The sequence below is a fragment of the Streptomyces sp. NBC_01428 genome, assembly GCF_036231965.1.
Lineage (GTDB): Bacteria > Actinomycetota > Actinomycetes > Streptomycetales > Streptomycetaceae > Streptomyces.
Map to the genome: position 1 here is coordinate 3,534,273 of NZ_CP109499.1, position 19,970 is coordinate 3,554,242.

General features: G+C 68.8%; 19 protein-coding genes. 8 read left to right on the top strand and 11 right to left on the bottom strand.

The window, feature by feature from the left end:
• Positions 1–25: 25 nt before the first annotated feature.
• From OG406_RS15165 to OG406_RS15180, 4 genes are all read right to left on the bottom strand, one after another.
• Entirely contained in the window at positions 26–451 is a 426-nt protein-coding gene (locus OG406_RS15165) for a DUF6113 family protein (RefSeq protein ID WP_266616277.1), read from the bottom strand.
• Positions 452–497: 46 nt separating this feature from the next.
• Positions 498–1,409 (bottom strand): N-acetyl-1-D-myo-inositol-2-amino-2-deoxy-alpha-D-glucopyranoside deacetylase, encoded by a 912-nt coding sequence (gene mshB, locus OG406_RS15170; protein WP_267048454.1) that lies wholly within the window; start codon positions 1,407–1,409, stop codon positions 498–500.
• Between the two features lie 58 nt (positions 1,410–1,467).
• Positions 1,468–2,457, bottom strand: a complete 990-nt coding sequence (locus OG406_RS15175) for a helix-turn-helix domain-containing protein (protein ID WP_329186198.1) — start codon at positions 2,455–2,457, stop codon at positions 1,468–1,470.
• 198 nt (positions 2,458–2,655) lie between these two features.
• Positions 2,656–3,141: an ATP-binding protein gene (locus tag OG406_RS15180; protein ID WP_329186199.1), complete on the bottom strand. Its 486-nt coding sequence runs from the start codon at positions 3,139–3,141 to the stop codon at positions 2,656–2,658.
• Between the two features lie 155 nt (positions 3,142–3,296).
• On the opposite strand from OG406_RS15180, the gene OG406_RS15185 reads away from it, so the two are divergent.
• Together OG406_RS15185 and OG406_RS15190 are read left to right on the top strand one after the other, a co-directional pair.
• Positions 3,297–4,169, top strand: coding sequence for a helix-turn-helix domain-containing protein (locus OG406_RS15185; RefSeq protein WP_164371869.1), 873 nt, complete (start codon positions 3,297–3,299; stop codon positions 4,167–4,169).
• Entirely contained in the window at positions 4,166–4,375 is a 210-nt protein-coding gene (locus OG406_RS15190; RefSeq protein ID WP_329186201.1) for a DUF397 domain-containing protein, read from the top strand. The genes OG406_RS15185 and OG406_RS15190 overlap by 4 nt, the downstream gene beginning before the upstream one ends.
• Before the next feature lie 4 nt (positions 4,376–4,379).
• On the opposite strand, the gene OG406_RS15195 is transcribed toward OG406_RS15190, so the two are convergent.
• Positions 4,380–4,574: a hypothetical protein gene (locus OG406_RS15195; RefSeq protein ID WP_081219228.1), complete on the bottom strand. Its 195-nt coding sequence runs from the start codon at positions 4,572–4,574 to the stop codon at positions 4,380–4,382.
• A 207-nt stretch (positions 4,575–4,781) separates the two neighbouring features.
• On the opposite strand from OG406_RS15195, the gene OG406_RS15200 reads away from it, so the two are divergent.
• Entirely contained in the window at positions 4,782–6,932 is a 2,151-nt protein-coding gene (locus OG406_RS15200) for a S9 family peptidase (protein WP_329186202.1), read from the top strand.
• A gap of 148 nt (positions 6,933–7,080) precedes the next feature.
• Here the strand turns inward: OG406_RS15200 and OG406_RS15205 are convergent, their stop codons facing one another.
• Genes OG406_RS15205 through OG406_RS15225 form a run of 5 tightly spaced genes read right to left on the bottom strand, consistent with a single transcriptional unit; the run spans position 7,081 to position 12,736 of the window.
• Entirely contained in the window at positions 7,081–8,142 is a 1,062-nt protein-coding gene (locus tag OG406_RS15205) for an ABC transporter ATP-binding protein (protein ID WP_329186203.1), read from the bottom strand.
• Positions 8,123–9,109, bottom strand: coding sequence for an ABC transporter ATP-binding protein (locus OG406_RS15210; RefSeq protein WP_164371872.1), 987 nt, complete (start codon positions 9,107–9,109; stop codon positions 8,123–8,125). The genes OG406_RS15205 and OG406_RS15210 overlap by 20 nt, the downstream gene beginning before the upstream one ends.
• A gap of 5 nt (positions 9,110–9,114) precedes the next feature.
• Entirely contained in the window at positions 9,115–10,134 is a 1,020-nt protein-coding gene (locus OG406_RS15215; RefSeq protein WP_164371873.1) for an ABC transporter permease, read from the bottom strand.
• The gene (locus OG406_RS15220; protein ID WP_081219218.1) at positions 10,127–11,050 is read right to left on the bottom strand and encodes an ABC transporter permease; all 924 of its coding nucleotides are present in this window, start codon (positions 11,048–11,050) and stop codon (positions 10,127–10,129) included. Before OG406_RS15220 ends, OG406_RS15215 begins: the two co-directional genes overlap by 8 nt.
• 54 nt (positions 11,051–11,104) lie before the next feature.
• Positions 11,105–12,736, bottom strand: a complete 1,632-nt coding sequence (locus OG406_RS15225; RefSeq protein ID WP_164371874.1) for a peptide ABC transporter substrate-binding protein — start codon at positions 12,734–12,736, stop codon at positions 11,105–11,107.
• A gap of 547 nt (positions 12,737–13,283) precedes the next feature.
• On the opposite strand from OG406_RS15225, the gene OG406_RS15230 reads away from it, so the two are divergent.
• From OG406_RS15230 to OG406_RS15250, 5 genes are all read left to right on the top strand, one after another.
• Positions 13,284–14,312 carry an ABC transporter permease gene (locus OG406_RS15230; RefSeq protein ID WP_267048451.1) on the top strand — a complete coding sequence of 343 codons (1,029 nt, stop codon included), beginning with the start codon at positions 13,284–13,286 and terminating at the stop codon, positions 14,310–14,312.
• An 81-nt stretch (positions 14,313–14,393) separates the two neighbouring features.
• Positions 14,394–16,151, top strand: coding sequence for an ABC transporter substrate-binding protein (locus OG406_RS15235; RefSeq protein WP_329186208.1), 1,758 nt, complete (start codon positions 14,394–14,396; stop codon positions 16,149–16,151).
• 102 nt (positions 16,152–16,253) lie between these two features.
• Positions 16,254–17,234, top strand: a complete 981-nt coding sequence (locus OG406_RS15240; protein ID WP_267048449.1) for an ABC transporter permease — start codon at positions 16,254–16,256, stop codon at positions 17,232–17,234.
• A 58-nt stretch (positions 17,235–17,292) separates the two neighbouring features.
• Complete coding sequence (locus OG406_RS15245) at positions 17,293–18,330, top strand: ABC transporter ATP-binding protein (protein ID WP_267048448.1); 1,038 nt, start codon at positions 17,293–17,295, stop codon at positions 18,328–18,330.
• A gap of 26 nt (positions 18,331–18,356) precedes the next feature.
• Positions 18,357–19,403 carry an ABC transporter ATP-binding protein gene (locus tag OG406_RS15250; protein ID WP_164371879.1) on the top strand — a complete coding sequence of 349 codons (1,047 nt, stop codon included), beginning with the start codon at positions 18,357–18,359 and terminating at the stop codon, positions 19,401–19,403.
• 171 nt (positions 19,404–19,574) lie between these two features.
• On the opposite strand, the gene OG406_RS15255 is transcribed toward OG406_RS15250, so the two are convergent.
• Positions 19,575–19,967 (bottom strand): VOC family protein, encoded by a 393-nt coding sequence (locus OG406_RS15255; RefSeq protein WP_266616249.1) that lies wholly within the window; start codon positions 19,965–19,967, stop codon positions 19,575–19,577.
• Positions 19,968–19,970 lie beyond the last annotated feature (3 nt).

The following is a 19,970-nucleotide window of genomic DNA, read 5'->3' on the forward strand; positions in this document are numbered from 1 at the left end:
CTGACCGATACGGCGAAGTAGTACGTCACTTGCCAAGTCGGGCACCGGAGGCGCCCGGTTGCCGTCCCCGGCCCAGGGTGGCGCACATCACAGCGACGGCCATCCCTCCGAGGAGGAAGAGGTAGGAACCGATCCCGGCGCCGAAGAGGAAGTCCCCTTCCGGGCGGCTGGCGGTGAGCAGGACGACGGAGAGCACCCAGCCGGCCGCGGGCGCGACGGCCCCCGCGCGGGTTCCGGTGGCGCGGGAGCCGCCGAGGAAGAGTCCGGCGGCGCCCGCCAGCGCGAGCAGCAGCCCGAGCGGGAACCAGCCGGGCTGCACCAGCGCCCCGGCGGCTCCGACGACCGCGCCGAGCAGGAAGAGCCCCGCGTAGGCGGCGATGCGCCCGCCCGAGGGCCGTGTCAGTGGCTGCGCGAGCATGCTTCCGCCGCCGCGCTGTCCCGTCGTACTCATCACAGATCCGTCCCTCGCCGGGTCGTGCTCGTCACTCGTGCGTTCCTCACCGGGCTGTCCTCCCGGTCCCGTCGATCCCCGCGATCCCCTCGAAGAGGTCCGTCTCCCGCACGGCCGGGCGCGGCGCGTTCACCAACTCGTAGTACTCGGTGGTGAAGAGGGGCTGGGCCAGGTCGTTCGAGAGCGCGAACCAGGGGCCGTCCACGGTGATCTGGGTGGTGTGCGCGCGCATCGCGGCGATCTTGGCGGCGGCGAACGCGGTTCCGTCGATCTCGGTGGTGACGGTGGCCTCGTCGACCACGCCCGGTACGTCGTCGACGGCGGCGGCCCGCTCGAACGGCAGCTCGGGGAGCGCCGCGCGCAGCCGGGCGAAGGCCTCCTCGGCGACCGGCCGCGGCATGCGGTTCCAGTAGGTCTTGGTGATCCGCCAGGCGTCGCCGAGGTCGGGGCGGTGGGCGGGGTCGGCGGCCAGTTCTGCGGCGCGGGTGGCGACGCGGTGCGCCTGGATGTGGTCCGGGTGCCCGTATCCCCCGTCCGGGTCGTAGGTGACGAGCACCTGGGGGCGCACCTCGCGGACGACCTCCACGAGGCTGTCGGCGGCCTCGTCCAGGTCGGCGGACCAGAAAGCGCCCGGCCGGTGGTTCTGCTCGACGCCCATCATCCCGGAGTCGCGGAACCGCCCGGGGGCGCCGAGGAAGCGATGGTCGTGGACGCCCAGCTGCTTCATGGCGGCGCTCAGCTCACCGGTGCGGAACGTGCCGAGTCCGCCCTCGCGGTCGGCGGCGAGATGGGCGAGTCCGGGCGGGATGACCTCACCCTCCTCGCCGAGGGTGCAGGTCACCAGCGTCACATGGGCGCCCTCGGCCGCGTAGCGGGCCATGGTCGCGCCATTGTTGATCGACTCGTCGTCCGGGTGCGCGTGCACCAGGAGCAGACGCCGGTCGGGCAGTTCCGTCATGGGGCCAGCGTACGAGGCACCGGCCGGAGCGGGCTCGGGCAGCCCCGGGCCCCGGGCATCAGGGGGCACTGCCGAAGGCCGGGGTGCAGGCGCGGCAGCGGCGGCCGGGTTCGGGTGCTCTGAAGGCGCGGTCGCAGCCGTCGCAGTTCTGGAGCCGGTGCCGGACGTCCGGTGGTGGAGCGGGAGCGCGGAACGGCGGGGGCGGAGGCAGGTGCGCCGTGAGGCGGTGGGCCAGGAGCGCTGCCGGGCGCCTGAGTCCCTCCGGCGGCAGGTCCCTGGTCAGGGCCAGGGTCACGGATCCCGCGTCGACGTCCCGCTCCAGCCAGGCGGCGACTCCCGGGGCGAGGTGGGCGGTGTCGTCCCCCGACAGCAGCAGGCGCGGGTCGCGTCGGTGGAGGCCGGCGAGCAGGTCGGTGGCGGTCCGCAGCAGGTCGGGGGCGGCGCAGGACGGGCGGGGCACCTCGGGAAGGGACGCCCGGGCGGTACGCCGCTCGCTCCGTTCACGCGGCTCGTACGAGACCGGGTGCGGGCCCCGGTCCGCCGCCGGGCGGCCACGAGCGGGGCCCTCGGGGTCGATCCCGTCCTGACGCACCGGCTCCTCCCCCGCGTCCCGCCGCACGGCCTCTGTCGCCCTCCGGGGCCCGGGGCGGGCCTCGCCTGCGCGGCCCGGCTGGTTGCAGGAGACCGTACGGGTGACGATCCGGCCGCCGGGGACGCGTTCGCGGGTGCGGCGGAGGTAGCCGTGGGCTTCGAGTTCGCGCAGGGCCGCCGCGATGCGGGTCGCGCCCTCGGGGAACCGGGCGGTCAGGGTCCTGATGTCGACGGGGGCGCCCACGGGGAGGGACTGGATGTGGACGCCGAGTCCGATCGCGAGCCCGGACAGTTCCGGGTGCTGGGCGAGGTGATTGCCGATCACCGTGAAGCGGGTGGTGTGGCGGGTGTTGTCGTGGATGACACCACCGGCCCGTACGGGTCCCCGGTTCGGGTGGCCGTTGGCGGCAACCCGGGACCGGGCGCGCGGGGGCGCGCTAGGGTTCTGCGTATCCATCGGGAAGCTCCTACTTCCTCGGTGGTCAGGCCCTCGCACTGGGATTGGCGTCCCGGCGAGGGCCGTCGCATGTCTGCTGTTGTGTTGCGCCGAGCGTAGGGCAGCCAACCGCCCACGAATCCAGCCGAGTCGGTGATGTTCACTCGCGCGAGTGAGTTCACGCCGGGGGCGGGAGGGGTGGGGCTTGGCCGGGTCATTTCACCCTTGTGTTCCTTGGGAAGGACCGCGTCCGGCACCGCAGCACGCGTGGGCGGGTTCCGGTGGCAGGTCGATCTCCGCCCACACGGTCTTCCGCGGGTGCGGCCCCGGAACGACCCCCCAGCGGTCGGCCAGCGCGTCGACGAGGACGAGCCCACGGCCGGACTCCGCCTCCCCCACCGGGTGCCGCATCTCCGGGACCCGGTCGCCCCGGGTGTCGGTGACCTCGATCCGCAGGGTGCCGCCGACGACGTAGAGCGTGAGCCGGAAGTCGCGTCCCGGAACCCGGCCATGGGTCGCCGCGTTGGCCGCCAGCTCGGCGACGACCTGCGGCGCCCGGTCCAGGGGCAGCCCCCAGGCGCGCAGTTGCTCGGTGGCGAGCAGACGGGCGAGACGGGCACCGCGCGGGGTCGGCGACAGCAGAACGCTGGAGTTCCTGACGGTCCCCGACAGCTGGACCTCGGGGTCGGCGATTTCTTGGTTCACGTCACTCAGCGTGGCGGGGCACACCTACCGTGAACAGTGACGACGCCGGTACGTACGGTGACTGTCCGGAGCTTGTCCGGTCGTGTCCGGGCTGTCCGGAACCGTCGTACGGGTAGGGCGCGTTGAGGTTCAGCGGTACGGCGGAGGGGTGCGGGATGTCGGTGGACGACGTGAGGCGGCTCAAGAGCGAGGCGGACGAGCCGGGCTGGGAGGTGGACCCGGACGACGACTGGGGCGTCGCGGTCGTCGCGACCGTCGGGCGGCAACTGAGGCTGCGGCGCGAGGCGGTGGGCATGCGGGCCGCCGAGTTCGGCGAGGCGGTCGGGTACGGCGAGGACATGGTCTACAAGATCGAGAGCGGGAAGAGGATCCCGCGCCCCGAGTACCTGGACATGGCGGACGAGGTACTGGGGGCGGGTGGGCTTCTCTCGGCGATGAAGGAGGACGTGAAGAAGGTCAGCTACCCGAAAAAGGTGCGGGACCTTGCGGCGATGGAGGCCAAGGCCGTCGAGATCGGGGTGTACGAGTGCAACACCCTCCCCGGCCTGTTGCAGACCCCCGACCATGCACGGGCGTTGATCGAAGCTGCGCAGCCACCGTACTCACCGGACGATGTCGAGCGCATGGTGGCGGCCCGCCTGGCTCGGCAGTCGGTCTTCGAGCGAGAACCGTCACCGTCGATCAACTTCGTACTGGAAGAGGCCGCACTTCGCCGGGAAGTCGGGGGCACAATGACGTGGAAGCAGCAGCTCGAACGTCTCCGGAAGGTGGGACGAGTGCGTCACGTCACGCTTCAGGTGATGCCGACGAAGAGCGACGCCCATCCCGGGCTGGACGGCAGGATCGAACTGCTGAAGTTCGGGGACGGAGCCGCTGTGGGGCGTGCCGATGGCGTGTTCAGTGGCCGGCCAGTCTCCGAGCTGAAGCAACTCCGGATCCTCGACCTGTGGTTCAGCACCATCCGGGCTCAAGCTCTCCCACCACGGGAATCTCTGGCCTTCATCGAACAACTGCTGGGAGAAACATGATCCGCACCACCTCAGCCCAGGACGCCTCTGAACTGGCGTGGTTCAAAAGCAGCTACAGCGGCGGCACCAGCGGCGAATCCTGCATCGAGGTCGCCACCACCCCCGGCACCGTGCACGTCCGCGACTCCAAGAACGCCGCCGGCCCCCGGCTCGCCGTGACGCCGGGAGCCTGGGCCGACTTCGTGTCGTTCGCGTCCGGGGGCTGACCGGTCAGAACTTGATGCTGCCGATCATCCCCGCGATGTTCGTCGTCAGATCGTTGATCGTGGGCGCGATCGTCGAGGAGGCGAGGTAGAACCCGAGCAGGACACACACCAAGGCGTGAACGGCCTTCAGTCCTGACTTCTTCACCAGGATGAAGACGATGATCGCCAGCAGCACCACCGCCGAAATCGAAAGTGCCACGGCGGCTCACCTCCAAAGTTCCCAGGGACCAGGGGGGTTGTACGGGTGACATACAGATCCCCGTACGGGCTCGTACGGGGTCGGGTACGTCGTTCCAGCAGCCAGCAGGTTCTTACCCACGCAGCGCTAGTGATCATAACTATCCGTACGCGCGCATCGATCGGCGCACGGCCGCACAAGGGGGCGCATGGCCAATATGGTCGAGGCATGACGAACGAGCCTCTGTCCTTCCCCCGCCGGTCCGCCCGGACGCAGCGGTTCACCTCCGGTGCACCACGGGCGTTCACCGTGGCGCCGGACGGTTCCCGCGTGGTGTTCCTGCGGTCCTCGTCCGGTACGGACCGGGCGAACCAGCTGTGGGTTCTCGACGTGGCGGAGAACCGGGAGCGGCCGGCCGCCGACCCCGCCGCGCTCCTCGGGGGCGCCACGGAGCGGCTCCCGGCGGCGGAGCGGGCGCGCCGCGAACGCAGCCGCGAGGGCGGTGCGGGGATCGTCGGATATGCCACGGACACAGCCGTCGAGCTGGCGTCTTTCACCCTTTCGGGGCGGCTGTTCACGGCGGAGCCGCGGGCGGGGACGGCACGGGAACTCCGCGTTCCCGGCCCGGTGATCGACCCGCGGCCGTCGCCCGACGGGCGGCTCGTGGCGTACGTCGCCGGGGGCGCCCTGCGGGTCGTCGGGGCGGACGGCGAGGGCGACCGCGCGCTCGCCGAGCCGGAGTCCCCGGCCGGAGAAGGATCGGTTTCGTACGGTCTGGCGGAGTTCATCGCGGCCGAGGAGATGGGGCGTTCGCGCGGCTTCTGGTGGTCGCCCGAGAGCGACAGCCTGCTGGTCGCGCGGGTCGACGACTCCCCCGTGCGGCGCTGGTGGATCTCCGATCCGGCACGTCCGGAGAGCGAGCCGCAGCGGGTCGCGTACCCGTCGGCGGGCGGCGCCAACGCGGAGGTGCGGCTCTTCGTGGTCGGGGTGGACGGGTCGCGCACCGAGGTCTCGTGGGACCGGGCGCGGTACCCGTATCTGGCGCATGCGCACTGGTCAGCGGCGGGTGCGCCGTTGATCCTCGTCCAGGCGCGGGACCAGCGCAGCCAGCTCTTCCTGGCCGTGGATCCGGCTTCCGGTTCGACGCGGATGGTGCACGCGGACGAAGATCCAACTTGGCTTGATCTTTTCCCCGGGGTGCCGTGCTGGAGCCCGGGCGGACAGCTCGTGCGGATCGCCGACGAGGGGGGCGCGCGGGTTCTGGCGTTCGGCGAACGGCCGCTGACCGGTGCGCAGTTGCACGTCCGGGCGGTGCTCGACGTGTCGGCCGACGACGTCCTGGTCGCGGCGTCGGCGGGCGAGGCGGCGGCCCTGCCGGAGACCGGCGAGGTGCACGTGTACCGCGTGAACGAGCTGGGCGTGGAGCGCCTCTCGCAGGAGCCCGGCGTGCACTCGGCGGTTCGCGCCGGGGGCGTGACCGTGCTCGTGTCGTCGGCGCTCGACAGGCCGGGCACCCAGGTACAGGTGCTGCGCGGCCCCAAGAGCCCGACGACCGTCACGTCTCACGCCGAACACCCCGGTTTGTCCCCGCGCGTGACACTCACACAGGGGGGCGCACGGAAAATCCCATGCGCCGTGCTTATGCCGACCGACTACGACGGCGACAATCCCCTTCCCGTCCTGATGGACCCGTACGGCGGTCCGCACGGCCCCCGGGTACTGGCCGCGCACAACGCGTACCTCACCTCGCAGTGGTTCGCCGACCAGGGATTCGCCGTGGTCGTCGCGGACGGCCGCGGCACCCCGGGGCACTCCCCCGCCTGGGAGAAGGCGGTCCGCGACGACTTCACGGTCACGCTCGACGACCAGGTCGAGGCGCTGCACGCGCTCGCGGAACGGTTCCCGCTGGACCTGTCGCGGGTCGCGATCCGCGGCTGGTCCTTCGGCGGCTGGCTCGCGGGGCTCGCCGTGCTGCGCCGCCCGGACGTCTTCCACGCGGGCATCGCGGGCGCGCCCGTCACCGACTGGCGGCTGTACGACACCCACTACACGGAGCGGTACCTCGGCGATCCGGCCACGAACGCGGCCGTCTACGCGGAGAGTTCGCTCGTGACCGACGAGGGGCTGTCCGCGCCCGCCGCACCGCACCGGCCCCTGATGCTCGTGCACGGGCTCGCGGACGACAACGTGGTGGCGGCGCACACCCTGCGACTGTCCTCCGCCCTGCTGGCCGCCGGCCGCCCGCACGAGGTGCTCCCGCTGTCGGGCGTCACCCACATGACCCCACAGGAAACGGTGGCGGAGAACCTGCTCCTCCTCCAGGTGGACTTCCTGAAGCGCTCACTGGGACTCACCCCGCCCGGCGCGACCCCGGCCTAGGCAGCAACGAGCCGGGGTGACATGGCGCACCCCGGCTCGTTTACGGCACCCGCACGGCCGTACGGTGTTCACCTTGGCGTGTCCGTATATCGGTACCGCTTCCGCCAAGTTGCCTGCGTGTTAACGACGTTCGCTCACCTTTGTACGGTTATGCGGCGCCGCCGCGAGGCTCTTCCGGCGGGACGACCTGCTTCTCCTCGGCGAAGTGACAGGCGGAGTCGTGGGCGGCCGGACTGTCACCGATCCGGAACACGGCCGGCACCGCGAGCAGCGGCACCTCCAGCGCGCAGCGCTCCTGCGCCTTCCAGCAGCGGGTACGGAACCGGCAGCCCGAGGGGATGTTCGCGGGCGAGGGCACGTCCCCGGAGAGGATGATCCGCTCCCGGTGCTCCCGGGCCTCGGGGTCCGGCAGGGGCACGGCGGAGAGCAGTGCCTGGGTGTAGGGGTGCGTCGGATGGTCGTAGATCTCGGCGTCCCTGCCGGTCTCGACGATGCGTCCGAGGTACATCACCCCGACCCGGTCGGAGATGTGCCGGACGATCGACAGGTCGTGCGCGATGAACACGTAACTGAGGTCGAACTCGTCCTGGAGCTTCTCCAGCAGGTTGATGACCTGGGCCTGCACGGAGACGTCGAGTGCGGAGACGGGTTCGTCGGCGACGATGATCTCGGGCCGCAGCGCGAGGCCGCGGGCGATGCCGATGCGCTGGCGCTGACCGCCGGAGAACTGGTGCGGATAGCGGTTGATGTACTCGGGGTTGAGCCCGACCACGTCCAGCAGGTCCTGGACCCGCTTCCTGCGGTCGCCCTTCGGAGCCACCTCGGGATGGATCTCGTAGGGCTCCCCGATGATGTCGCCGACGGTCATCCGGGGGTTGAGCGAGGTGTACGGGTCCTGGAAGACCATCTGGATGTTGCGGCGCACGGCCTTGAGCGCCCGGCCGGACAGCCGGGTGATGTCCTCGCCCTTGTACTTGATCGTTCCGCCGGTCGGCTTCTCCAGGTTGACCAGCATCTTGGCGACCGTCGACTTGCCGCAGCCGGACTCGCCGACGATGCCGAGCGTCTCGCCGCGTCCGAGGGCGAAGTCCACCCCGTCGACGGCCTTGACCGCGCCGACCTGCTTCCGGAACAGGATTCCCTGGGTGAGCGGGTAGTGCTTGACCAGCCCGCTGACCTCCAGCAGGGGTTCAGTGGCTGTCTGTGCCATCGAGGCATTCCCTCCAGAAGAAGCAGGCGCTCCCGCGGTCCGCGTCGACCTCCGCGAGCGGCGGCACCTCGGTGCGGCAGATGTCCTGGGCCATCGGGCAGCGCGGGTTGAAGGCGCAGCCCGGCGGGATGTGCATCAGGTTGGGCGGCAGCCCCTTGATCGCGTAGAGCTCGGACCCCTTCTGGTCGAGGCGCGGGATCGAGTCGAGCAGCCCCTTCGTGTAGGGGTGGGCGGGCGCCTTGTAGATGTCGTGGACCGGTGCCGTCTCGACGATCCGTCCGGCGTACATCACCGCGATCCGGTCGGCGACGTCCGCGACCACCCCGAGGTCGTGGGTGATGAGGATGAGTCCCATGCCGAGTTCGCGCTGGAGCTCCGCGAGCAGGTCCATCACCTGGGCCTGCACGGTGACGTCGAGCGCGGTGGTCGGCTCGTCCGCGATGATCAGGGCGGGCTCCAGGGCCAGCGCCATGGCGATCATGATGCGCTGGCGCATACCGCCGGAGAACTGGTGCGGGTAGTCGCGCACGCGCTCGGCGGCGGCCGGGATGCGCACCCGCTCCATCAGCTCGATCGCCTTGGAGCGGGCCTCCTTGCGGGACATCCCGCGGTGCACGGTGAACATCTCGCCGAGCTGTTCACCGACGCTGAGCACGGGGTTCAGGGACGACAGCGCGTCCTGGAAGATCATCGCCATCTCGGCGCCCCGCACCTTGCGCCGCTCCTCCTCCTTGAGCTTCAGCAGGTCGCGGCCCTGGAAGAGGATCTCGCCGCCGGTGATCTTCCCGGGCGGTGTGTCGAGGATGCCCATGATGGCCTGGGCGGTCACCGACTTGCCGGAGCCGGACTCGCCGAGGACGGCGAGCGTCTCGCCCTCGTCGACGCTGTAGTTGACCCCGTTGACGGCCTTGGCGACTCCGTCCCGGGTCCGGAACTCCACGTGCAGGTCGCGCACTTCGAGCAGCACGTCGGTCACCTCAGCTTCGGGTCGAGGGCGTCGCGCACCGCGTCGCCGAGCATGATGAACGCGAGCACGGTGATCGCGAGCGCGCCGGCCGGCCACAGCAGCATGTGCGGGGCCTGGCGGATGTACGCGGAGGCGGAGGAGATGTCGATCCCCCAGCTGACCGTGGGGGGCTTCAGACCGACGCCCAGGTAGGACAGGGTCGCCTCCAGGGAGATGTACGTACCGAGTGCGATGGTCGCCACGACGATGACGGGGGCGACCGCGTTCGGGGTGATGTGCCGCAGCATCAGCCGGGAGTTGGAGGCGCCGAGGGCGCGGGCCGCCTGGACGTAGTCGTTCTGCTTGGTGGTGATGACGGAGCCGCGCGCGATACGGGAGATCTGCGGCCAGCCGAGCAGCACCATGAAGCCGACCACCGGCCAGATCGTGTTGCTGGTCACCACGGACAGCAGGACCAGACCGCCGAGGACGACGGGGATGGCGAAGAAGATGTCGGTGAGCCGGGAGAGCAGGGAGTCGCTGATCCCGCCGTAGAAGCCCGCGAGCCCGCCGAGCAGCGAGCCGAGGATCGCGACCCCGAGCGTGGCGAGCACACCGACGCTGATGGAGATCCGGGTGCCGTAGACCGTCCGGGTGTAGACGTCGCAGCCCTGGCCGTCGAAGCCGAAGGGATGTCCGGGCTGGGAGCCCTCCTGGGCCTTGGCGAGGTCGCACTGGAGCGGGCTCTGGGAGGTGATCAGTCCGGGCCAGATGGAGATGACGACCAGGAAGAGGATGACGAGCCCGGAGACGATGAAGACGGGGTTGCGGCGCAGGTCCCGCCAGGCGTCGGACCACAGCGAGCGCGGCTTCTCCCGCGGGCCGGTGCCCTCGGGGCCGCCGGGTGTCCGCTCCAGGGTCTCCGCCTCGCTCGTCCCGAGGTCCATCGGGCCGCCGAAGCCCGTCCCGGCGATGGCGAGGTCCTCCTTGGGAGGGCCCTCGGGGCCGTGGTGCGGCTGTTCCTCGTACGGCGGCTGCTCAGGCATAGCGGATCCTCGGGTCGAGTACGGCGTACAGGAGGTCGACGAGGAGGTTGGCGACCAGGAAGACGAGGACGAGCACGGTCACGAAGCCGACGACGGTCTGGGTGCTCTGACGGACGATCCCCTGGTAGAGCTGGTAGCCGACACCGTGGATGTTGAAGATCCGCTCGGTGACGATCGCGCCGCCCATCAGTGCGCCGATGTCGGTGCCGATGAAGGTGACCACGGGGATCAGCGAGTTGCGCAGCAGGTGCCGGATGGTGACCCGGCGCCGGGGCAGGCCCTTGGCGACCGCCGTGCGGACGTAGTCGGACCGTCTGTTCTCCGCGATGGAGGTCCGGGTCAGCCGGGTCACGTAGGCGAGGGACACCGACGCGAGCACCAGGCCCGGCACGATCAGCTCGCCGAAGGTGGCCTCCGGGGAGACCGACGGTTTGATCCAGCCCCATTCGACGCCGAGGAGCAGCTGGAGCAGCAGGCCGGTGACGAAGGTCGGCACGGAGATGACGACGAGGGTCAGCAGCAGGACGCCGGTGTCGACGGGCCGGCCGCGGCGCAGGCCGGTGATGACGCCGAGCGTGATGCCGATGATGATCTCGAAGAGGATCGCGACGATCGTCAGCCGGATGGTGACCGGGAAGGCCGACTTCATCAGCTCGGTGACCGGCTGTCCGTTGAACGCGGTGCCGAAGTCGCCGGTGAAGATGTTGCCCAGGTAGGTCAGGTACTGCTGCCACAGGGGCTTGTCGAGGCCGAACTCCGTGCGCAGCTGGGCGGCCGTGGCGGGGTCGCACTGCCGGTCGCCGCACAGGCCCGCGATGGGGTCGCCCATCACGTTGACCATCAGGAAGATGAGCAGTGTGGCGCCGATGAAGACCGGGATCATCTGCAGCAGACGCCGGATGACATACCGTCCCATGAGTGCTCCGGAAGTAGTGGGGCGGGCCCGCGCGGCGGGCCCGCCCCGGGCGGCTCAGTTGACGGTGATCTCGTTGTAGACCGGGACGCTGAACTGGTTGAGCGCCACGTTCGAGACCTTGTCCGAGTAGCCGGCGCTGCCGTTCTGGTACCAGAGCGGGATGGCGGCCATGTTGTCCCGCACGACGCCTTCGGCCTGCTGGAAGAGCTTGACGGCCTTGCCGGTGTCGGTCTCCGCGTTCGCCTGGTTGACGAGGTTGTCGAAGTCCTTGTTGGTCCACTGGCCGTCGTTGGACGAGGCGTTCGTGTAGTACAGCGGCTGCAGGAAGTTCTGGATCAGCGGGTAGTCCATCTGCCAGCCGGCCCGGAACGGACCGGGCATCTTGTGCTGCCCGATCTGGTTGCGGAAGTCGGCGAAGGTGCCGATCGGGTTGCCGACGCACGCCTTGTTGTTGCCGAGGGCGTTGTTGATGGAGTTGCAGACGGCGTCGACCCACTCCTTGTGGGAGCCGGTGTCCGCGTTGTAGCTGATCTTGACCTGGCCGCCGGGCAGGCCGCCGCCCTCCTGGACCAGCTTCTTGGCCTGGGACGGGTTGTAGTCGCAGGAGTCGCCGCACAGGCCCTTCTGGAAGCCGCCCTTCTCACCGAGCACCGGTGACGTCCAGTCGCTGGCGGGCGTGCGGGTCTTCTGGAAGATCGTGTCGGTGATCTGCTGGCGGTTGATCGCCATGGACAGACCCTGCCGGACCTTCTTCGCGCCGCTGGTGTTCCACTTCTTGTCGTAGAAGGGGAAGGCGAGCGTCTGGATGATGCCGGCCGGGGTGTTGATGTACCGGCCGGACAGGTCGCTCTTGGCGTTCTTGAGCTGGGCCGCGGGCACGTCGTCGACGAGGTCGAGGTTGCCGGCGAGGAGGTCGTTGTAGGCGGTGTTGTTGTCCGTGTAGACCTTGAGGTCCACTCCGCCGTTCTTCGCCTTGTCGTCCCCGGAGTAGTCGTCCCACTTCACCAGGGACATCTGCGAGCCCTTGGTGTACGAGCTGATGGTGTAGGGGCCGTTGCCGACCGGCTTCTGCACCCAGGCCGCGTGGTCGTCGAAGAACGCCTTGGGCAGCGGCGAGTAGGCCGCGTAGCCGAGGGTGTCCGGGAAGGTCGAGAACTTCTGGTTGAGCTTGACGGTGAAGGTGTTCGTGCCGGTCACCTTCAGCCCGGACAGCGTGTCGGCGCTCTGGCTGCCCGACTCGGGGTGGACCTTGTCGTAGCCGTCGATGTAGCCGAAGAAGTACGCGTTCTTCTGGTTGTTCTTCAGGCTGGCGCCGTAGTTCCAGGCGTCCACGAAGGACTGGGCGGTGACCGTCTCGCCGTTGCTGAACTTCCAGCCGCTCTTGATCGTGATCGTGAAGTTCTGCGAATCCGTGGTCTCGATCGTGTCGGCGAGCATGTCCTCGGCGGCGCCGGTCTTGGCGTTGTACCGCTTCAGCCCGCGGAAGATCATGTCGAGGACCTTGCCGCCCTGCACCTCGTTGGTGTTGGCCGGTTCGAGCGGGTTCTGCGGGTCGCCCCAGGAAGAACTGACCGTGCCGGAGCCGTCGCCGCCGCCGCTGTCACTCCCTCCGCCCCCGCAGGCGGTCGCCGCGAGGGCTACCACCACCGCACATGCGGCCCATCTGGCGTGCGTGGCTCCACGCATGGAGTGCCTCCTCAAGAGTGCGCTGTGCCGCCGGCGCCGGGGTCGTGCTCGGCTCCGGTGCGTCGTGCCTTTACGGCCCAATATCTGTCCATATGAGCCGTATCGCACATTCACTCCACCCTTCCGGGTGGCAACTCCATCCGGATGGATCGATCCGGATGGATCTGGACCGAATCCGGGAGGAGGCGCTCCGGACGCGGCGTCAGAAAGATCCAGCAAAGGATCTTGAAGATCAGCGCAATGGATCTACACCGTTCGATGCCGAACCGTTCATTTGCGCGCACCACATGTACGCATTCCGAGACTCCACCGTCCGGTTATCGAACTCATTGACCGTTTCGCGTAGTTGGTCCGTTTCTGGACACGGAACGGCCACAGTGCGCTACCCGCGTAGTTACGTTCCGGTCAAGTGGAGGTAAAGAGAGTAAAGAGAAACCCAAGGCGACCGAGATTTTATTGACCTTGCATGAATTGCGTTGAAAAAGTCCGGCGTAGCCCGTAGGGAGCGCCCTGCGGATGCCGTTGACCCCATCGGGCATGGAGCACCATGACACTCCCCACTCCTTCCGCGGCCGCATCGCTTGAGGTGACCGACGAGATCGGATCGATCCCGGATACGTCGCTGAACCCCAAGGGCTCGGAGAGTCGCTCCCCGGGACGACTCGCCTGGAAGCGGTTCAAGCGTGACCGCACCGGTGTCATATCCGCGTACATCGTGATCTTTTTCTTTGCGATCGCGATTCTGGCCCCGCTCATAGCCAAGCTGTACGGGAAGAACCCGTACACGACCTACGCGAGCGAGCGCCCGGAACTCCTCGACGCCTTCTCCTACCCGGCCGGCGCCAACGGCGGGATGAGCTCGGAGTTCTGGTTCGGCATCGAGCCCCAGCTGGGCCGGGACGTCTTCACCTTCCTGCTCTACGGCATCCGCACCTCCCTGGGCATCGCCGTCGCGGCGACCCTGGTGACCACGATCGTCGGCGTGATCGTCGGCGTCACCGCGGGCTACCTCGGCGGGCGCACCGACTACTTCGTCGGCCGGGTCATCGACATCCTGCTGTCGTTCCCCTCGACCCTGTTCTTCATCGCCTTCATGCCGGTGGTCTACGGGCTCTTCGTCGCCCCCGACGACAACATCCCCACCTCGCTGCGGGCCATCTCCCTGATCGTGGTCCTCTCCGGCTTCGGCTGGGCCTCCATCGCGCGTCTGCTGCGCGGTCAGGTCCTCGGCCTCCGTGAGCGCGAGTACATCGAGGCCGCCAAGGTCACCGGCGCCTCCTCGCGGCGGATCGTGTTCAAGGAACTGCTGCCCAACCTGTGGACTCCGATCATCATCCAGTCCACCCTGATGCTCCCGGCGTACGTGACCGCGGAGGCGGGCCTGGCCTTCCTCGGCGTCGGCATCATCGACCCGACCCCGGACTGGGGCGTCATGATCCAGCGCGGCGCCCAGTTCTACACCGAGGACCTCACCTTCATGCTCTTCCCGGGCGTGTCCATGGTGATCTTCGTCCTCGCCTTCAACCTGCTCGGCGATTCGGTGCGCGACGCGCTCGACCCGAAGTCCAAGCGGTAGCCACCACAGCTCCACCCGGCCGGTTCAGTGTCGTGCGGCCGGATCATCCGTCTCGATCGTCCCTATAAGGCAGGATTCTCCATGTCTTTCTCCCGTAGAAACTTCCTGATCGCCACCGGCGTGGTCGCGGCCTCGTCGTCCGTGCTGACCGCCTGTGGCGGCGGCAGCGACAACAAGTCGAGCCGCAAGGTCCCCACGGTCAGCGGCTCCAAGACCAAGGCGATCCTGGTCGGCACGAAGGCCGACTCCACCGGCCCCGCGCCGGAGGTCCCGGGAGCGGTCAAGGGCGGGACGATCTACTCGCTCGACCAGTTCGACATGGACCACATGGACCCGGCCCAGATCTACGTCTCGACCGAGGGCGCCATCACCCGGCCGATCCTGCGTGGGCTCACCGGCTACAAGATCGACAACAAGGGCGGCGCCACCCTCGTCGGTGACGCGGCCACGGACGCCGGCACCACGAAGGACGGCGGCAAGACCTGGACCTTCACGCTGAAGGACGGTCTGAAGTGGGAGGACGGCTCGGACATCACGGGTGACGACCTCCGTCACACCTTCGAGCGCCTCTTCGCCTCCTTCGTCACCGAGGGTCCCCGCTACGTCCAGCAGTGGCTGGTCGGCGGCGACAAGTACAAGGGCCCCTACAGCGGCAAGAAGCTCGACTCCATCGAGATCGACGGCAAGACGGTCACGTTCCACCTCAACGAGGCGCGTGCCGACTTCAACTTCACGCTCGCCATGCCCGGCTACGGCCTCGTGAACAAGAAGAACGACACGAAGGAGAAGTACGACAAGCGTCCCTTCTCCTCCGGCCCGTACAAGATCGGCAGCCGCAGCATCGGCAAGTCGCTCACCTACGTGCGCAACGAGCACTGGGACCCGGCGACGGACTCGATCCGCAACAACTACCCGGACCAGTTCGTCTTCCAGTTCGGCTTCCAGCCGCTGGCCGCCACGGACCGCTTCATCGCGGACTCCGGCAAGGACCAGCACGCCATGGCCATCTTCAACGAGGTCGCGGCCGAGCGCATCGCCCAGGTGCTCACCAACGCCAAGCTGAAGAAGCGCGTCCTCACCGAGGTCGACACGGTCACGTACTACTGGCCGATCAACATGACCCGCGTCAAGGACGTCAAGGTCCGTCAGGCCATCAACTGGGCCTGGCCGCACCAGCAGCTGCAGACGATCCGCGGTGGCGCCTCCACCAGCGAGCTGGCCACCACGGTCCTCTCGCCCGTGACCCCGGGTTACCAGAAGTTCGACCTGTACGGCGTGACCAAGAAGCCCGGTGGCGACCCGGTCAAGGCCAAGGCGCTCCTGAAGGAGGCCGGCAAGGTCGGCCAGAAGCTGGTCATCGCGTACCAGCAGTCCGACAACGCCCAGAAGCAGGCCGTGGCGATCAAGAACGCTCTGGAGGCCGCCGGCTTCCAGGTCGTCAACAAGCAGATCGACAAGTCGACCTTCTACACCCAGATCGGCAAGATCGACAACGACTTCGACCTGTTCGCCGCCGGCTGGAGCCCGGACTGGCCGAACGGCTACTCCGTCTTCTACCCCTGCTGGAGCGGCAAGAACATCGGCGACGGCCGCAGCAACTACGCGCAGCTGAACGACCCGAGCATCAACAAGGCGATCGACGCCGCCGCCAAGATCACGGACACCGAGGCCGCGAACAAGGCCTGGGGCGCCGTGGACCGCCAGATCATGGAGACGTCCGCCGTGGTCCCGGACTACCACTCGATCCGCAACTGGATGTACGGATCCAAGGTCGGAAACGTCATCTACGACAGCGGCAACACCTGCATCGCGCTCACCAAGCTCTACGCGATGAAGTAAGCCGTACGACCCAGGGGGGCGGCCGTTCGCCCGGCCGCCCCCTCAGGCCCACCCCCCTTCATGCCCCCGGCGACGGCGCCCCGTCCGGAAAGTCACGCCCCCATGTCCCGCTTTCTCATCCGCCGAGTCCTCGGCGCACTGGTCATCCTGCTGATCATCAGTGCCATCACCTTCGGCCTCTTCTACGCCATCCCGCGTGACCCGGCGATGATGTCCTGCGGCAAGAACTGCACGCCCGACATGCTCGCGCAGATCCGGCACAACCTGGGCATCGACCACCCGATCCCGGTGCAGTACTGGGACTGGCTCAAGGGCGTGTTCGTGGGTCGTGATTACGGCAGCTTCGGCAACTGCAACGCCCCGTGCCTCGGCTACTCGTTCGCCAACCGCGAGCCGGTGCTCGGCACGATCCTGGACCGCCTGCCGACGACCCTCTCCCTGGCGTTCGGCGCGGCCGTGGTCTTCCTGATCTTCGGTATCGGCGCGGGCATGCTGGCCGCCGTCAAGCAGGGCAAGTTCCTGGACAAGTTCGCCAGCTCCGCCTCGCTGTTCGGCTCCTCGCTCCAGATCTACTTCGTCGGCTACGTCGCGATGTTCTTCCTGGTCTCCAAGGTGCACCTGTTCTCGCAGCCCTCGTACACGCCGCTCACCGAGAACCCGGTCGACTGGTTCTCCGGGATGCTGCTGCCGTGGCTCACGCTGGCGATCATCTTCACCGCCAACTACACGCGTATGACCCGCTCGCAGCTCGTCGAGCAGCTCAGTGAGGACTACGTCCGCACCGCCCGCGCCAAGGGCCTCTCCCGTGCGAACGTCTTCTTCCGGTTCGCCTGGCGCGGTGCGATGGGTCCCATCGTCACGGTCTTCGGCATCGACCTGGGCACCCTGATCGGTGGCGCGATCATCACCGAGTCGGTCTTCAGCATCCAGGGAATCGGCCGCCTCGCGGTGGACTCCGTGAGCAAGAGCGACCTGCCCATGCTGCTCGGTGTCACCGTCCTGTCCGCCGGCGCGATCGTGTTCTTCAACATCATCGTCGACGCCGTGTACGCCCTCATCGACCCGCGGATCCGGCTCGCCTGACCCCGGGCACCCCGCCCCCGACAGCAACCCCGGCATCACCCCCCTCAGGAGCGTCCCCGTGACGAGCACCGATCAGCAGCCCTTCCTGTCCGTCAGGGATCTGAAGGTTCACTTCTCCACCGAAGACGGCGTCGTCAAGGCCGTCGACGGTCTCACCTTCGACCTGGCCAAGGGCAAGACGCTCGGCATCGTGGGCGAGTCGGGCTCCGGCAAGTCCGTCACGAACCTGACGATCCTCGGCCTGCACGACCGCGACCGCACCGCCATCGACGGCGAGATCCTGCTCGACGGCAAGGAGCTGCTGACCGCCTCCGAGCGGGAGATGGAGCGGCTCCGCGGCAACAAGATGTCGATGATCTTCCAGGACGCGCTGGCCTCGCTGTCGCCGTACCACACCATCGGCAGGCAGATCGCCGAGACGTACCGCAAGCACACCGGTGCCTCCAAGAAGGAGGCCCGGGACCGCGCGATCGAGATGCTGCGCCGTGTGGGCATCCCGCAGCCGGACATGCGTGTGGACGACTACCCGCACCAGTTCTCCGGCGGTATGCGCCAGCGCGCGATGATCGCCATGGCGCTGGTCTGCGACCCCGAGCTGCTCATCGCGGACGAGCCGACCACCGCGCTCGACGTGACCGTGCAGGCGCAGATCATGGACCTGCTGAAGGACCTCCAGCAGGAGTTCGGCACCGCGATCATCTTCATCACGCACGACCTCGGTGTCATCGCCGACATCGCGGACGACGTGCTCGTGATGTACGGCGGCCGGTGCGTGGAGCGCGGGACCAAGAAGGAGGTGCTGCGGGCGCCGCAGCACCCGTACACCTGGGGTCTGCTGGGCTCGATGCCGAGCCTGGACGGACCGGTCGACGTACCGCTGTCGCCGATCCCCGGTTCGCCGCCGTCGCTGCTGAACCCGCCGTCCGGCTGCCGCTTCCACCCGCGGTGCACCTTCAAGGAGAAGGTCGAGGGCGGGCTCTGCTCCACCGAGCAGCCGCTCCTCCAGGTCACGGACGGGCGCGGTGCCGCCTGCCACCTCACGGCGGACCAGCGCCAGGAATACTTCGCCGACCTCGCCGCGACCCGGTCGCACTGACGTAACTGAGACGGGACTTCACGATCATGAGCAACACGAACCCCCTCCTGGACGTCACCGGGCTGACCAAGCACTTCCCGGTGATGGGCGGCTTCCCCTTCAAGCGGAAGATCGGCGCGGTGCAGGCCGTCGACGGTCTCGACTTCCAGGTGGCCGAGGGCGAGAGCCTCGGTCTGGTCGGCGAGTCCGGCTGCGGCAAGTCGACGACCGGCCGGCTCATCACCCGGCTCCTCGAACCCACCGGCGGTCGGATCACCTACCGCGGCCAGGACATCACGCACGCCAACCGCAAGCAGCTGGCGCCGGTCCGCTCCGAGATCCAGATGATCTTCCAGGACCCGTACGCCTCGCTGAACCCGCGGCAGACGGTCGGCAAGATCATCTCGGGACCGATGGAGATCAACGGGATCGACCCGAAGGGCGGCCAGGAGAAGCGCGTCCGCGAACTCCTGGAGACGGTCGGTCTCAACCCCGAGCACTACAACCGCTTCCCGCACGAGTTCTCCGGCGGCCAGCGCCAGCGCATCGGCGTCGCCCGCGCGCTCGCCCTGGAGCCGAAGCTGATCGTCGCGGACGAGCCGGTCTCGGCCCTCGACGTCTCCATCCAGGCGCAGGTCGTCAACCTCCTCCAGGAGCTGCAGAAGGACCTGGGGATCGCGTTCCTGTTCATCGCCCACGACCTCGCGATCGTGCGGCACTTCTCGCAGCGGGTCGCGGTCATGTACCTCGGCAAGATCGTCGAGATCGCCAACCGCGAGGACCTGTACGACAACCCGCGTCACCCGTACACCCGCGCGTTGATGTCGGCCGTGCCCGAGGCGACCGCGGACGACGTCCCGGCCCGCGAGCGCATCCTGCTCAAGGGTGACGTGCCCTCGCCGCTCAACCCGCCGTCGGGCTGCCGGTTCCGCACCCGCTGCTGGAAGGCGACGGACAAGTGCGCCTCCGAGGCTCCGCCGCTGGTGCAGATCTCGGGCAGCAACGCCGGCCACCTGACGGCGTGCCACTACCCGGAGACGACGGAGACCGTTCCGGCCCCGCGTTTCTCCAAGGACCCCGAGGCGGCGGTCTGACACACCCCAATTCGTCAGCCGCCCCCTTTCGGAACCGACCTTCACCGGCCCATTGACCCGAGCCCACGAACGTCCTGTTCCAGGGGAACGAAGGCCCGCGCCCTCCTGGGTGCGGGCCTTCTTCGCGGGCCGGTCCGGGCCCCGAGGGCGTGCCGGCCGCGGAGCGGGGCCTCAGCCCAGCTCGCCCCGCTCCACGCAGAACTCGTTCCCCTCCGGATCGGCGAGGACGACCCAGCCGCCGCCGTCCGGGCGGGTGTGGTCGGCGATCCGGCGGGCGCCGAGAGCGACGGCCCGCTCGACCTCCGCGCTGCGGGTGCGCCCGTGCGGCTCCAGGTCGAGGTGGACGCGGTTCTTGGCCGTCTTGCCCTCCTCGACGTGGACGAACAGCAGGGTCGGGCCGCCGGACGCGTCGGTGATCACCGCCTCGGGATCACCCGGCTTGTCGTCGTCGGCGAGCGGGCGGCCGAGCAACTCGCTCCAGAACAGCCCGAGTTCGTACGGGTCGCCGGTGCAGTCGAAGGTGATGGTGCGGATGGTCGGGTTCAACGCCCCTGTGTCTCCCATGGT